Genomic DNA, 15,310 nt, shown 5'->3' on the forward strand with positions numbered 1-15,310 from the left:
GAGTCCGACATGAGCCATTTCCTCGACCGCCTGATGCATTTCAAGCTGCCGCGCGAGTCCTTCGCCGACGGGCATGGGCAGGTCACCAACGAAGACCGCACCTGGGAGGACGCCTACCGCAACCGCTGGGCGCACGACAAGATCGTGCGCAGCACGCACGGCGTGAACTGCACCGGCAGCTGCTCCTGGAAGATCTACGTCAAGGGCGGCATCGTCACCTGGGAGACGCAGCAGACCGACTACCCGCGCACGCGCTGGGACATGCCCAACCACGAGCCGCGCGGCTGCGCGCGCGGGGCCTCCTACTCCTGGTACCTCTACAGCGCCAACCGCGTGAAGTACCCCATGGTGCGCGGGCGGCTGCTGCAGCGCTGGCGCGCCGCGCTGGCGGTGGCGAAGGACCCGGTGGCCGCCTGGGCCTCCATCGTCGAGAACCCCGAGGCGCGGCGCGACTACCAGCAGGTGCGCGGCATGGGCGGCTTCGTGCGCAGCAGTTGGGACGAGGTCAACCAGCTCGTGGCCGCGGCCAACGTTTACACCATCCAGCGGCACGGGCCCGACCGCATCATCGGCTTCTCGCCCATCCCGGCCATGAGCATGGTCAGCTACGCCGCGGGCTCACGCTACCTCTCGCTCATTGGCGGCGTGTGCATGAGCTTCTACGACTGGTACTGCGACCTGCCGCCGGCGAGCCCGCAGGTCTGGGGCGAACAGACCGACGTGCCCGAATCGGCCGACTGGTACAACAGTTCGTACATCATCGCCTGGGGCTCCAACGTGCCGCAGACGCGCACGCCCGACGCGCACTTCTTCACCGAGGTGCGCTACAAGGGCGCCAAGACGGTGGCCGTCACGCCCGACTACTCCGAGGTCGCCAAGCTCGCCGACCTGTGGCTGCACCCCAAGCAGGGCACGGACGCGGCGCTGGCCATGGCCATGGGCCATGTGGTGCTCAAGCGCTTCTACTTCCCCGAGAACGGCCCCCGCTCGAGCTACTTCGACCACTACGCGCGCCGCTACACCGACCTGCCCATGCTGGTGGTGCTCAAGGACAAGACCCTGCCCGACGGCCGCGTGGTGCAGGTGCCCGACCGCTACCTGCGCGCCAGCGACTTCAACGGCCGCCTGGGTCAGAAGAACCACCCGGAATGGAAGACCGTGGCCTTCGATGCCGATGGCCGCGCCGTGCTGCCGCAGGGCAGCATCGGCTTTCGCTGGGGCCCCGAGGGCCGGGACGACGCCGGCCGCTGGAACCTGGAGAACAAGGAGGCGCGCCATGGCGCCGAGGTTCGCCTGAAGCTCTCGGTGCTGGAGGACGGCGAGCAGGCGCACGAGGTGGTCGACGTGGGCTTTCCCTACTTCGGCGGCCAGGCCTCGCCGCATTTCGCGGGCAATGACTCGGCCGGGGCGGTGAACCTGGCGCGCGTGCCCGCGGTGCGCCTGCGCCTGGGCAAGGCCGGTGAAGAGCGCCACGCGCTCGTGGCCACCGTGTTCGATCTGCAGGTCGCGCAGTACGGCATCGACCGCGGCCTGGGCAGCGGCGCGGCGTCGTTCGACGAGGACGCGCCCTACACGCCGGCCTGGCAGGAGCGCATCACCGGCGTGCCGCGCGAGCAGGTGATCACCGTGGCCACGCAGTTCGCCGACAACGCCGACAAGACCCAGGGCAAGTCCATGGTCATCATCGGCGCGGCCATGAACCACTGGTACCACGCCGACCTGAACTACCGCGGCGTGATCAACCTGCTCATGATGTGCGGCTGCATCGGCCAGAGCGGGGGCGGCTGGGCGCACTACGTGGGCCAGGAGAAGCTGCGCCCGCAGACCGGCTGGACCGCGCTGGCCTTCGCGCTCGACTGGATCCGACCGCCGCGCCAGCAGAACAGCACCAGCTTCTTCTACGCCCACACCGACCAGTGGCGTTACGAAAAACTCGACCTCGGGGAGATCGTGAGTCCCCTGGCCGACAAGGCCGCCTGGGGCGGCAGCATGATCGACTACAACGTGCGCGCCGAGCGCATGGGCTGGCTGCCCAGCGCGCCGCAGCTCAAGACCAACCCGCTGCAGGTGGTGGCAGACGCCACGGCCGCGGGCATGGACCCCAAGGACTACGTCGTCAAGGCGCTCAAGGACGGCACGCTGGAGATGAGCTGCGAGGACCCGGACGCCCCGCAGAACTGGCCACGCAATCTCTTTGTGTGGCGCTCCAACCTGCTGGGCTCCAGCGGCAAGGGCCACGAGTACTTCTGCCGCCACCTGCTGGGCACGCAGCACGGCGTGCAGGGCGCCGACCTGGGCCCGGACGACGCGAAACCCGCCGAGGTGCGCTGGCACGACACAGCCCCCGAGGGCAAGCTCGACCTGCTGGTCACACTCGACTTCCGCATGAGCACCACCTGCCTGTACAGCGACGTGGTGCTGCCGACCGCGAGCTGGTACGAGAAGAACGACCTCAACACCAGCGACATGCACCCCTTCATCCACCCCCTGTCGGCCGCCGTGGACCCGGTGTGGCAAAGCCGCAGCGACTGGGATATCTACAAGGGTTTCGCCAAGGCCTTCAGCGAGGTCTGCGTGGGCCACCTCGGTGTGGAGAAGGACGTGGTGCTCACGCCGCTGATGCACGACAGCCCGGCCGAGCTGGCCCAGCCTTTCGAGGTGAAGGAGTGGAAGAAGGGCGAGTGCGATCTCATCGCGGGCAAGACCGCGCCGCAGATCGCCGTGGTCGAGCGCGACTACCCCAACGTGTTCAAGCGCTTCACCGCGCTGGGGCCACTCATGAACCAGCTGGGCAATGGCGGCAAGGGGATCGGCTGGAAAACCGAACAGGAGGTCACGCAGCTCGGCCAGCTCAATGGCGCCACCGAAGAGCCGGGGGCCACGCACGGCCTGCCGCGCATCGTCAGCGACATCGACGCCTGCGAGGTGATCCTGCAGCTCGCGCCCGAGACCAACGGCCACGTGGCCGTGAAGGCCTGGGAGGCGCTGGGCAAGGCCACCGGGCGGGACCACCGGCACCTGGCGCTGTACCGCGAGGACGAGAAGATCCGCTTCCGCGACATCCAGGCGCAGCCGCGCAAGATCATCAGCTCACCGACCTGGAGCGGCATCGAGAGCGAAACCGTGTCCTACAACGCGGGCTACACCAACGTGCACGAGCTGATCCCCTGGCGCACGCTCACCGGGCGCCAGCAGTTCTACCAGGACCACCCCTGGATGATCGCCTTCGGTGAGGGCTTCAGCAGCTACCGCCCGCCGGTGGACCTCAAGACCACCGACGCGGTGCAGGGCCGCCAGCCCAATGGCCACACCGAGATCGTGCTGAACTTCATCACGCCGCACCAGAAGTGGGGCATCCACAGCACCTACAGCGACAACCTGATCATGCTCACGCTCAACCGCGGGGGCACGGTGATCTGGCTCAGCGAGACCGACGCGCAACGCGCCGGCATCGTGGACAACGACTGGGTCGAGCTGTTCAACGTGAATGGCGCGGTGGCCGCGCGCGCGGTGGTCAGCCAGCGCGTCAACCCCGGCATGGTGATGATGTACCACTCGCAGGAGAAGATCATCAACACGCCGGGCTCGGAGATCACCGGCGTGCGCGGCGGCATCCACAACTCGGTCACGCGCATCGTGCTCAAGCCCACCCACATGATCGGTGGCTACGCGCAGCTCAGCTACGGCTTCAACTACTACGGCACCATCGGAACCAACCGCGACGAGTTCGTGGTGGTGCGCAAGATGCGCCGGGTGGACTGGCTCGACACGCCGCGCGACGATCACCTGGCCCGCGCCTATCAGGCCCAGGGCGAAAACCCCTGAACGCGGCGGGAGCACCCCATGGCTTTGCCCCACGCCGCCGCCGCCGAGGTGATTGCCGCCGGCCCTCTGGGCCCGGCGCTGGCCGCTTCCTCGTCGCGCACCCTGGTGCGCGACCGTGGCCTGCAGATCTTCCGGCTGGTGCTCACGGCCGGTCAGGTGCTCGCGCCGCATCGCGTGCGCGACCGCATGGTCATCCAGTGCCTGGAAGGCCGCTTCGAGTTCGAGGCCATGGGCCGCCGGCTCGTGCTGGGCGCGGGCGACCTGTGCCACCTACCTCCCGATGAAGAGCATGCCGTGCGCGCCTTCGAGGCCTGCTCGGCCCTGGTGACGCTGTTCGGCGTCGACACCCACGAAACCCCCGCCCCAGGAGAACAAGCATGAAAGTGCGCGCACAGATCGGCATGGTGCTGAACCTGGACAAGTGCATCGGTTGCCACACCTGCTCAGTCACTTGCAAGAACGTATGGACCACGCGGCCCGGCGTCGAGTACGCCTGGTTCAACAACGTGGAGAGCAAGCCCGGCATCGGCTACCCCAAGGAATGGGAGAACCAGGACCGCTGGAAGGGCGGCTGGGTGCGCCGCGCCGACGGCGGCATCGAGCCGCGCCAGGGCGGCCGGTGGTCGCTGCTGATGAAGATCTTCGCCAACCCGAACCTGCCGCAGATCGACGACTACTACGAGCCCTACACCTTCGACTACGACCACCTGCAATCCGCGCCCGAGATGCGGCACGCGCCGACGGCACGGCCGCGCTCGCTCATCACCGGCCAGCGCATGGAGAAGATCGAGTGGGGCCCCAACTGGGAGGAGATCCTGGGTGGCGAGTTCGCCAAACGCAGCAAGGACCCCAACCTCGACGGCTTCCTCGACGCGCAGAAGGCCATGGTGGGCGAGTTCGAGAACACCTTCATGATGTACCTGCCGCGCCTGTGCGAGCACTGCCTGAACCCCGCCTGCGTGGCCTCCTGCCCCTCGGGCTCGATCTACAAGCGCGAGGAAGACGGCATCGTGCTGATCGACCAGGACAAGTGCCGCGGCTGGCGCATGTGCGTGAGCGGCTGCCCGTACAAGAAGATCTACTACAACTGGAAAAGCGGCAAGGCCGAGAAGTGCACCTTCTGCTATCCGCGCATCGAGGCCGGCCAGCCCACGGTGTGCAGCGAAACCTGCGTGGGCCGCATCCGCTACCTCGGCGTTCTGCTCTACGACGCCGACCGCATCGCCGAAGCGGCCAGCGCCGAGCAGGAGATCGACCTCTACCGCTCGCAGCTCGACATCTTTCTCGACCCGAACGACCCGGCCGTGATCGAGCAGGCCCGCGCCGACGGCATTCCCGAGGCCTGGCTGGAGGCGGCGCGCCACAGCCCGGTGTACCAGATGGCGGTGCGGTGGCAGGTGGCCTTGCCGCTGCACCCCGAGTACCGCACCCTGCCCATGGTCTGGTACGTGCCGCCGCTGTCGCCCATCACGGCCGCCGCCAACGCCGGCCAGCTGGGCATCAACGGGGAGATCCCCGACGTCTCGCAGCTGCGCATCCCGCTCAAGTACCTGGCCAACCTGCTCACGGCTGGCGACACGCAGCCCGTGGCGCGCGCGCTCGAGCGGCTGCTGGCCCTGCGCGCCTACCAGCGCAGCAAGCACGTCGATGGCGTGCTCAACCAGAGCGTGCTTGACCAGGTGGGACTCACGGTGGCGCAGGTGGAGGCCATGTACCGCGTGATGGCCATCGCCAACTACGAGGACCGTTTCGTCATTCCCAGCACCCACCGCGAGTACGCGGAGAACGCGTTCAACGTCAAGGGCGGCTGCGGCTTCAGCTTTGGCAATGGCTGCAGCGAGGGCGTGACCGAGACCAGCCTGTTCGGCAGCGAGAAGCGCCGCACGATTCCCATCCAGGCGGAGATCTGACATGAAGAACCCTTTTGCGCCCGCACCCGCGGCCCCGCGCACCTTGCGCGTGCTGGCCCGCCTGCTGAGTTACCCCGACGAGGCCTTGCGCGGCCACGCCGCCGACATGGCCCAGGCGCTGGCCGGCGAGGGCGCGCTCGCCGCGGCCCGCCGCGGCGAGCTCGAGCTCCTGCTGGCGCGCCTGGCGCGCCGGCCCGCGCTGGCGGTGGAGGCCGAATTCGTGGAGCTGTTCGACCGTGGCCGAAGCACCTCGCTGCACCTGTTCGAACACGTGCACGGCGATTCGCGCGACCGCGGACCGGCCATGATCGATCTCATCCGCACCTACGAGCAGGCCGGCCTGCTGTTGCGCGAGGACGAACTGCCCGACCACCTGAGCGTATTGCTCGAGTACGCGTCCACGCAGCCGCCGGCGCAGGCGCGCGAGCTGCTGGCCGAGACGGCCCATATCCTGCGGGCGCTCTTCAGCGCCCTGCTCAAGAAAGGCAGCCCCTACGCCAGCGTGCTGGCCGCCGCGCTCGAACTCGCGGGCGAGCGCGCCGAGCCGGTGGCCGTGCCCGAGGACGAGCCGCTCGACCAGACCTGGGAAGAGCCGCCGGTCTTCGACGGCTGCTCCACCGCCGGCCAGGCCCGCCCTGGCGCCGAGCAAGCCGTTCGTTTCGTGCGATCCGCCAGCCAAGGAGTGCAGCCGTGAACACCTTGCACAACATCCTGTTCAGCGTCTATCCCTACATCTGCCTGTCGGTTTTCCTCATGGGCAGCCTGGCGCGCTTCGACCGCGACCAGTACACCTGGAAGAGCGATTCCTCGCAACTGCTGCGCGCCGGACAGCTGCGCTGGGGCAGCAACCTCTTCCACGCCGGCATCCTGTTCCTGTTCTTCGGCCACGCCGTGGGCCTGCTCACGCCGCACTGGGTCTACGAGCCCTTCATCTCACCGGCCCACAAGCAGATGCTGGCGGTGGTGGCCGGCGGCGTGGCCGGCGCGGTCTGCTTCGTGGGCCTCACGCTGCTGCTGCACCGGCGCATCTTCGATCCGCGCATCCGGCTCACCAGCCACCGCACCGACCTGTTCATCCTGGTCATCCTGTGGGTTCAGCTGGTGCTGGGCTTGATCACGCTGCCGTTCTCCCTCGGCCACAGCGACGGCAGCGTGATGCTGGTGCTGTCCGACTGGGCGCAGCGCATCGTCACCTTGCGCCCCGACGCGAGCGGCCTGCTGAACCTGGCCTGGCCCTACAAGGTGCACCTGGTGCTCGGCATGACCATCTTCCTGCTGTTCCCGTTCTCGCGCCTGGTGCATGTGTGGAGCGGCTTCGCCACCGTGGCCTACCTGCTGCGCCCCTACCAGGTGGTGCGCAGCCGGCGTCTCGGGCTGCCTACCCGACAGGAGCGCTGAACCATGACCGGACACGAACCCAGCGGCTGCGGCAGCGGACACTGCGGCTGCGCCGCGAGCGCCAGCGCCCCGGCGGCGGCCGGCGCCGAAACCCCCAGCGTCAACGGCGTTCGGCTGGTCGGTCCGGGCGAACGCCTGGGAACCGACGAGCTGCGCGAGCGCGCCCACACCGAGCTGCTGCGCCAGGCCGCGGTGCGGCGAGGCCGCCTGCCCGCGCAGGACGTGCAGACCGCGCCGCCGCTCAACGCGGACCAGCGCGCCGCCATCGAAGCCATGCTCGACGATGAGGTGACGGTGCCCGTGCCGGACGCCGAGTCCTGCCGGCGCCACTACGAGGCGCACCGCCAGCGCTACCTGGTGGGCCAGGCCCGCCATGTGCGCCACATCCTGTTCGCGGTCACGCCGGGGGTGGACGTGCACCGCCTGGCCCAGCGCGCCGAGGCCGCGCTGCTGGAGCTCACGCGCAAGGACGCCGAGCCCGGCCGGTTCGAGGCGCTCGCGCGCGAGCTGTCCAACTGCCCGAGCGGCGCGCAGGGCGGCGACCTGGGCTGGATCGCCCCCGAGGACTGCGCGCCCGAGCTGGCCAACGAGCTCTTCCACCTGCGCGACAGCGCCTGGGGCATGGGCGTGCACCCGCGCCTGGTGCATTCGCGCCACGGCCTGCACATCGTCGAGGTGCTGGGCCGGCGCAACGGCACGCTGCCGCCCTTCGAGGCCATCGCCGAGCGCATCGCCGACGAGTTGGCGCTGCAGGCGCGCGCCGTGGCCTGGCGCCAGTACATGCAGATCCTGGTGGGCGAGGCGACGCTGTGCGGCATCGCGCTCGACGGCGCGGGCTCGCCGCTGGTGCAATGAGCGCCGGGGCCGGCGCGCCCGGCGGCACGGCGCGTGGGCCCGGACGGCTGCCGATCGGCCCGATGTGCGCCGCGCCGTGGAAGCGGGTACCCTGTGGCTTCACGCAGCCATGGGGCGTGTGCCCACGCCCGAGGACACCCACACCATGAACAGAGAACCCGCCGCGCGCGAGCTGTTGCCCCAGTTGGACCCCCAGCCCATCAGCGAAGAGGTGCTGCGCGAGAAGTACCTCAAGGACGGCGAAACCACGCGCGAGCAGCTGTTCGCCCGCGTGGCGCGCGCCCTGGCCAGCGTGGAAGCGCCCGAGCTGCGCGCCGGGTTCGAGGCGCGCTTCCTGGCGCACCTGCGGCAGGGCGGCATCGGTGCCGGGCGCATCATGAGCGCGGCCGGCACCGAGCTGCAGGCCACCCTCATCAACTGCTTCGTGCAGCCGGTGGGCGATTCCATTCAGGGCCGCGACGAGTCCGGCTACCCGGGCATCTACGAGGCGCTGCGCGAGTCCGCCGAGACCATGCGCCGCGGTGGCGGCGTGGGCTACGACTTCTCGCGCATCCGTCCGCGCGGCGCGCGCGTGAAGGTCACGGCCTCGGTCGCCTCCGGGCCGTGCAGCTACATCAACGTCTTCGACCAGTCCTGCGCCACGGTGGAAAGCGCGGGCGCGCGGCGCGGCGCGCAGATGGGTGTGCTGCGCATCGACCACCCCGACGTGCGCGAATTCATCACCGCCAAGCGGACGCCCGGGCGCTGGAACAACTTCAACGTCTCGGTGGCCGTGCCCGACGCCTTCATGGACGCGGTGCTGGCCGACGCACCCTGGGACCTGGTACACCGCGCGCAGCCCGGCCCCGACCAGCTCGCCCGCGGTGCGCGCCAGCGCGACGATGGCCTGTGGGTCTACGAGACCGTGCGCGCCCGCGAGCTGTGGGACATGATCATGCGCTCCGCCTACGACTTCGCCGAGCCCGGCATCCTGTTCATCGACGCCATCGGGCGCGACAACAACCTGCGCGCGATCGAGAGCATCGAGGCGACCAACCCCTGTGGCGAGCAACCCCTGCCGCCCTACGGCTGCTGCGACCTCGGCCCCGTCATCCTCACCGGCTTCGTGCGCCACCCCTTCGGCGTGGGGGGCGAACCGGCCTTCGACTTCGATGCCTTCGAGCGCACCGTGGCCCTGCAGGTGCGCGCGCTGGACAACGTGCTCGACCTCACCTATTGGCCACTGCCCGAACAACGCGCCGAGGCGCAGGCCAAGCGGCGCATCGGCGTGGGCTTCACCGGGCTGGGCGACGCGCTCATCCTGCTCAAGCTGCGCTACGACAGCGAGGCCGGCGTGGCCATGGCCGCGCGCATCGCCGAGCGCATGCGCGACGCGGCCTACCGCGCCTCGGTGGAACTGGCGAAGGAGAAGGGCGCCTTTCCCAAGCTGGACGTGAACAGCTACCTGGCCAGCGGCACCTTCGCCAGCCGCCTGCCAGCCGACATCCAGCAAGGCATCCGCGCGCACGGCATCCGCAACAGCCACCTGCTGTCCATCGCGCCCACCGGCACGGTGAGCCTGGCCTTCGCCGACAACGCCTCCAATGGCATCGAACCCGCCTTCTCCTGGACCTACACGCGCAAGAAGCGCGAGGCCGACGGCGGCACGCGCGAGCATGAGGTGAGCGACCACGCCTGGCGCCTGTGGCGCGCGCTGGGCGGCGAGGCGCAGGCCTTGCCGCCGTACTTCGTGTCGGCGCTGGAGATGGGCGTGGACGGCCACCTGGGCATGATGGCCGCGGTGCAGCCTTTTATCGACACCTCGATATCGAAGACCGTCAACGTCCCCGCGGCCTACCCCTTCGATGACTTCAAGGACCTGTACCTCAAGGCCTGGAGCGGCGGCTTGAAGGGCCTGGCCACCTACCGGCCCAACGACATCCTGGGCGCCGTGCTGTCGGTGCAGGGCGCGGCCGAGGCCGAGGCGTCCGTTGCGCCGCCGCCCGGCGACCCCATGCGCAGCGTCATCGAGCAGCGCCCGCTGGGCGCGCTCGACGCCGTGGCCGAGAAGATCGAGTACTGGACGCAGGAGGGCCACCACACCACCTACATCGTGGTGTCCTTCCTGCCCGTGCCGGCGGCCGAGGGGCCTGGCACGCAGTCGCGCGCCATCGAGTTCTTCATGCCGGTGGGCCAGCGCGCCGAGTCGCAGCAGTGGATCACCGCCAGCATGCGGCTGTTGTCACTGGCCGCGCGCGGCGGCTTCCTGGAGCGCGCGCTGCGCGACATGCGCAAGGTGGCCTGGGACCGCGGCCCCGTGCGCCTGGGCACACGCACACGCGAGGACGGCGCGGTGATCCCCATGTGGCACGACTCCGAGGTGGCGGCGCTGGCCTTCGCGGTGCAGAACATCCTGGAGCGCCGCCGGGGCGTGGTGGGCGCGGCATCCGTCGCCACGCCCGCCGCCGCGCCCTCGGCGGTGGCGCTGTCGGTGCCGGGCCAGATGGCCGGCCGCAAGTGCCCCGAGTGCGGCGCCCACGCCATGATCCGCAAGGACGGCTGCGACCACTGCACGGCCTGCGGCTACGTGGGCTCCTGTGGCTGAGCGCGACCCGCGTGCGCATGGCCTGTGGGCGGCCTCGGCACCGCCCGCGCCCGAGGCACCGCCCCTGCAGGGGCACCACTCGGTGGACGTGGCCATCGTCGGCGCTGGCTACACCGGCCTGTCGGCCGCGCTGCACCTGGCCGAGGGCGGCGCCTCGGCGCTGGTGCTGGAGGCCATGGACATCGGCCACGGCGGATCGGGCCGCAACGTGGGCCTGGTCAACGCGGGCCTGTGGCTCATGCCCGAGGCGCTGCCCGAGCGCCTGGGCCCCGTGCACGGCCCGCGCCTGCTGCAACGCCTGGGCGAGGGCCCTTCGGTGGTGTTCGATCTGATCGCGCGCCACGGCATCGCCTGCGAGGCGGTGCGCCAGGGCACGCTGCACTGCGCGGTGGGCGAGTCGGGCTGGCGCGAACTGGGCGAGCGCGCGCGCCAGTGGCGCGCGCTCGGGGCTCCGGTGGAGCTGCTGGACGCGCCCGCCGCCGCGCGGCTGATCGGCACCCCTGCCTACCGCGGCGCCTTGCTCGACCGGCGCGCCGGCACCCTGCAGCCCCTGGCCTATGCGCGCGGCCTGGCGCGCGCCGCGCTCGCGGTCGGCGCCTCGCTGCACGCGCGCTCGCCGCTGGCCGCCTTGCGGGACGAGGGCACGCACTGGCGCTTGAGCACCGCGCAGGGCGCCACGGTGCACGCGCGCTGGGTGCTGGTGGCCAGCAACGCCTACAGCGCGCCCGACGGCCCCTGGCCCGCGCTGCACGAGGAGCTGGTGCGCTTCCCGTACTTCAACCTCGCGACGCGCCCGCTGGACGAGCGCGAACGCGCGGCCATCCTGCCCCAGCGCCAGGGCGCCTGGGACACGGCCACGGTGCTGTCCTCGTTCCGGCTGGACGCCGCGGGACGTTTGGTGTTCGGCAGCGTGGGTGCCCTGCGCGGCGCGGGGCGCGCCATCCACACCGGCTGGGGCCGGCGCGCGCTCGCGCGCCTCTTTCCCGCCCTGCGCGGCGTGGCGTTCGAGCACCAGTGGTACGGCCAGATCGGCATGACGGGCGACGCGCTGCCGCGCCTGCACCGCCTCGCGCGCGGCGTCTGGTCCTTCAGTGGCTACAACGGCCGGGGCATCGCGCCGGGCACGGTGTTCGGCCGCGAGTTCGCGCGCCTGGTGCTGGGCCAGCAGGGCGAGGCCGACATGGCCCTGCCCGTGACGCCGCCGCGCGCCGCGCCGCTGCGCGCGGCGCGCGAGGCCTTCTACGAATTCGGCGCGCGCGCCGCGCACCTGGCGCGGGCGCGCTGGTGAATCGGGCTCAGTGCGCCTCCGCCGTTTTCGCGGCGTTGATGGCGGCACGGACGTCGCCGTTCGTGCCGTTGAAGAACAGGTTGAGCACCACCGCGGCCACTGCCGTCAGCAGGATGCCGGACTCGAGCAGGGGGTGCAGGCCATGGGCCATCTGCTGCGACCAGCGCGGCGCCACCAGGGGGATCAGGCCGAAGCCGATGGACAGCGCGACGACGTAGAGGTTGTTGCGGTTGCCCTGGTAGTCCACCGTCGACAGGATGCGGATGCCCGAGGCCGCCACCATGCCGAACATCACCAGGCCCGCGCCGCCCAGCACGAAGGTCGGGATGGACTCGACGAAGGCCGCCATCTTGGGCAGCAGGCCCAGCACCACCATGATGGCGCCGCCGGCCACGCAGACCCAGCGGCTGCGGATGCCGGTCACGCCAACCAGGCCGACGTTCTGGCTGAAGCTGGTGTAGGGGAAGGTGTTGAAGAGACCGCCGATCAGCGTGCCCAGGCCGTCGGTGCGCAGGCCGGCCGCCAGGTCCTTCTGCTCGATCTTCTTGCCCGTCATGTCCGACAGGGCCAGGAACATGCCCGTCGATTCGATCATCACGACGATCATGACCAGGGCCATGGTCAGGATCATCACGATGTCGAAGGTCGGCATGCCGAAGGCGAAGGGCGTGACCACCGCGAACCAGTCGGCCTTGGCCACCTTGTCGAAGTTCATCGCGCCCATGGACACCGCGATCGCGCAGCCCGCGACGATGCCCAGCAGCACCGAGATGTTGGCGATGAAGCCCCGGGTGTACTTCACCAGCAGGAGGATCACCAGCAGCACGGCCGCGGCGACGGCCATGTGGCTCAGCGAGCCGTAGTTCGGGTTGTTCACCATCGGGATCGGTCCCGGCAGAACGAGGGCGGGCGCGCTCGCGCCGCTGGCCACCGCCGCGGCCTGGGCCGCCTTGGCGCCATCGACCATGGCCACCAGCCGGGGCACGTCCACGCTTTGCGCCATGGGCGCCGGGCCGCCCATGGCCCAGCCCACGCCCACGCGCATCAGGCTGATGCCGATGATGGCGATGATGGTGCCGGTCACGACGGGCGGAAAGAAGCGCAGCAGCTTGCTCACCATCGGCGCGATGAGCATGGAGACGACGCCGGCGCCGATGATGGCGCCGAAGATCGCGCGGGCACCGTCCACGCCGGGCATGGCGTTGGCGAAGGCCACCATGGGGCCGACCGCGGCGAAGGTCACGCCCATCATCACGGGCAGCCGGATGCCGAACCAGCGCGTCACGCCCAGGCTCTGGATCAGCGTGACAAGGCCGCAGACGAAAAGGTCGGCGGAAATCAGCATGGCGACCTGCTCGGGCGAGAGCTTGAGCGCCCGGCCCACGATCAGGGGGACCGCCACCGCGCCGGCGTACATCACCAGCACGTGCTGCAGGCCAAGCGCGGCCGTCTGGCCGAGGGGGAGTTTTTCGTCCACGGGGTGGACAGCGGGGGTGGACATGGGGTCGTCTCCTCAAGCCTCAGCGGTGGCGAGCGTCCTGGCGGAACGGATCCAAGGGGGAAGGCGGCCAGGGCTGACCGGTTCTTCCCCCCACCACAGCGGGCTCTGTGAGGAGCAAGGGTCGCGATCCCCGTCAAGGGAACCCGCGGCGACCGAATGGCAAAAAGTGTATACAGTTCTGTGTGCCATTCGCCTTCGGATAAACCCGCGTCAGTTCGACGGGACGGGGTCGCCGGCCGTCCGACCGATTTCCACGCCCGACAGCCGTTCGAGTGCGCGGACCAGGCCGGAATGGTCCCAGGCCGCGCCGCCCTGCGCCACGCAGGCGCTGAAGAGCTGTTGGGCCGTGGCCGTGCCCGGCAGCGCCAGGCCGAGCGAGCGGGCGGCGCCCAGCGCCAGGTTCAGGTCCTTCTGGTGCAAGGCGATGCGAAAACCGGGCTCGACGTTGCGCTTGACCATGCGATCGCCCAGCACCTCCAGGATGCGCGAGGTGGCCAGGCCGCCCAGCAGTGCCTCCCGCACCTTCGCCGGGTCCGCGCCGGCGCGCGCCGCGAACAGCAGGCCCTCGGCCACGGCCTGGATGGTGAGCGCCACGACGATCTGGTTGGCCACCTTGCAGGTCTGCCCGTCGCCGCTGCCGCCCACGCGCGTGATGTTCTGGCCCATAGCCTGGAGCACGGGCTTCAGGCGGTCGAAGACCTCGGGTTTGCCGCCGCACATGATGGACAGGGTGGCGTGGCGGGCGCCCAGCTCGCCGCCGGACACCGGAGCGTCCAGGTAGTCGCAGCCCAGCGCCTCGATGCGCCGGGCGAAGGCCTGGGTGTCCACGGGCGAGATGGAGGACATGTCGACCACCACCTTGCCCGGCGTCAGGCCTTCGGCCACGCCGTCCGGGCCGAACAGCACCGAGGCCACGTCCGGCGTGTCGGGCAGCATGGTGATGACGATGTCGGCCCGCTCGGCCACGCCGCGCGCGTGGGTGCATTGCGTGGCCCGGCTGTTGGCGATCTCGTCCGGCACCTTGCCGCGCGCGAACACGTAGAGGGCGTGGCCGGCGCTCAGCAGGTGGCCGGCCATGGGGCGGCCCATGACGCCGAGGCCGATGAAGCCGATCTTCAAGGTGGGTGTGCGCATTCGTGGTCTTTCAGTGGGTGGGTGCGTATGCGGTCAGGCGATGGAGCCAGCCCAGGCCCGCTTCGGTGCGGCCGGCGGGCTTGTACTCGCAGCCGATCCATCCGGCGTAGCCGAGGCGGTCGAGGTGGGCGAACAGGAAGGGGTAGTTGATCTCGCCGGTGCCCGGTTCGTGGCGACCCGGGTTGTCGGCGAGCTGGATGTGGGCGATGCGCGGTAGCCGCTTGTGCAGCGTGGCCGCGAGTTCGCCTTCCATGCGCTGCATGTGGTAGATGTCGTATTGGAGAAAGGCGTTGTCGGCGCCCAGCTCGTCGAGCAGGTCCAGCGTCTGGTCGCTGCGGGTCAGGTAGAAGCCCGGTATGTCGTGGCTGTTGATCGGTTCGAGCAGCAGCTTGAGGCCCGCCCGGCGCAGCCGCTCGGCGGCGAAGCCCAGGTTCTCGAGCAGGTTGCCGCGCAGCCTCGCCGGGTCCGCGTCCGGCGGGACCTGGCCGACCAGGCAGTTCAGCTGCTGCGCGCCCAGGGCCTGGGCATAGTCGATCGCCAGGTCCACGCCGGCGCGGAACTCGTCGCTGCGACCGGGCAGGCAGGCGATGCCGCGTTCGCCGGCCGCCCAGTGACCGGCGGGCAGGTTGTGCAGCACGAGCCGCAGCCCGTTGTCGTCCAGGCGGCGACGGATCTCCTGCGGCGCATGGTCGTAGGGAAAGAGGAACTCCACGGCCTCGAAGCCCGCGTCGCGCGCGAGCGCGAAGCGGTCGAGGAAGGGCGCCTCGTTGAAGAGCATGGTCAGGTTGGCCGCGAACTGGGGCATGTCGGGTCTT

General features: G+C 70.4%; 11 protein-coding genes. 8 read left to right on the plus strand and 3 right to left on the minus strand.

The annotated features are described in order from the left end of the window. Window positions 1-9: 9 nt before the first annotated feature. From SOM08_RS06655 to SOM08_RS06690, 8 genes are all read left to right on the plus strand, one after another. Window positions 10-3,825 carry a nitrate reductase subunit alpha gene (locus SOM08_RS06655; RefSeq protein ID WP_322470348.1) on the plus strand — a complete coding sequence of 1,272 codons (3,816 nt, stop codon included), beginning with the start codon at window positions 10-12 and terminating at the stop codon, window positions 3,823-3,825. Between the two features lie 18 nt (window positions 3,826-3,843). Further along, window positions 3,844-4,206 carry a cupin domain-containing protein gene (locus SOM08_RS06660; protein ID WP_322470349.1) on the plus strand — a complete coding sequence of 121 codons (363 nt, stop codon included), beginning with the start codon at window positions 3,844-3,846 and terminating at the stop codon, window positions 4,204-4,206. Then, the gene (gene narH / locus SOM08_RS06665) at window positions 4,203-5,735 is read left to right on the plus strand and encodes a nitrate reductase subunit beta (RefSeq protein ID WP_322470350.1); all 1,533 of its coding nucleotides are present in this window, start codon (window positions 4,203-4,205) and stop codon (window positions 5,733-5,735) included. The genes SOM08_RS06660 and narH overlap by 4 nt, the downstream gene beginning before the upstream one ends. 1 nt (window position 5,736) lies before the next feature. Next, window positions 5,737-6,429 carry a nitrate reductase molybdenum cofactor assembly chaperone gene (narJ, locus tag SOM08_RS06670; RefSeq protein WP_116958086.1) on the plus strand — a complete coding sequence of 231 codons (693 nt, stop codon included), beginning with the start codon at window positions 5,737-5,739 and terminating at the stop codon, window positions 6,427-6,429. Continuing rightward, window positions 6,426-7,133 carry a respiratory nitrate reductase subunit gamma gene (gene narI, locus SOM08_RS06675; protein ID WP_070398838.1) on the plus strand — a complete coding sequence of 236 codons (708 nt, stop codon included), beginning with the start codon at window positions 6,426-6,428 and terminating at the stop codon, window positions 7,131-7,133. Before narJ ends, narI begins: the two co-directional genes overlap by 4 nt. A gap of 3 nt (window positions 7,134-7,136) precedes the next feature. After that, entirely contained in the window at window positions 7,137-7,988 is an 852-nt protein-coding gene (locus SOM08_RS06680; RefSeq protein WP_116958084.1) for a peptidylprolyl isomerase, read from the plus strand. A gap of 145 nt (window positions 7,989-8,133) precedes the next feature. Beyond that, window positions 8,134-10,572 carry an adenosylcobalamin-dependent ribonucleoside-diphosphate reductase gene (locus tag SOM08_RS06685; RefSeq protein WP_116958510.1) on the plus strand — a complete coding sequence of 813 codons (2,439 nt, stop codon included), beginning with the start codon at window positions 8,134-8,136 and terminating at the stop codon, window positions 10,570-10,572. Further along, window positions 10,565-11,860, plus strand: coding sequence for an FAD-binding oxidoreductase (locus SOM08_RS06690; protein WP_322470351.1), 1,296 nt, complete (start codon window positions 10,565-10,567; stop codon window positions 11,858-11,860). The genes SOM08_RS06685 and SOM08_RS06690 overlap by 8 nt, the downstream gene beginning before the upstream one ends. Before the next feature lie 7 nt (window positions 11,861-11,867). Here the strand turns inward: SOM08_RS06690 and SOM08_RS06695 are convergent, their stop codons facing one another. The 3 genes from SOM08_RS06695 to hyi form a co-directional block, all read right to left on the minus strand. After that, complete coding sequence (locus SOM08_RS06695) at window positions 11,868-13,361, minus strand: nucleobase:cation symporter-2 family protein (RefSeq protein WP_322470352.1); 1,494 nt, start codon at window positions 13,359-13,361, stop codon at window positions 11,868-11,870. Between the two features lie 210 nt (window positions 13,362-13,571). After that, entirely contained in the window at window positions 13,572-14,495 is a 924-nt protein-coding gene (locus SOM08_RS06700; protein ID WP_116958081.1) for a 2-hydroxy-3-oxopropionate reductase, read from the minus strand. A 10-nt stretch (window positions 14,496-14,505) separates the two neighbouring features. After that, entirely contained in the window at window positions 14,506-15,300 is a 795-nt protein-coding gene (gene hyi, locus SOM08_RS06705) for a hydroxypyruvate isomerase (protein ID WP_322470353.1), read from the minus strand. Between the last annotated feature and the right edge of the window lie 10 nt (window positions 15,301-15,310).

The organism is Hydrogenophaga sp. SNF1 (assembly GCF_034421675.1).
Taxonomy (GTDB): domain Bacteria; phylum Pseudomonadota; class Gammaproteobacteria; order Burkholderiales; family Burkholderiaceae_C; genus Hydrogenophaga; species Hydrogenophaga borbori.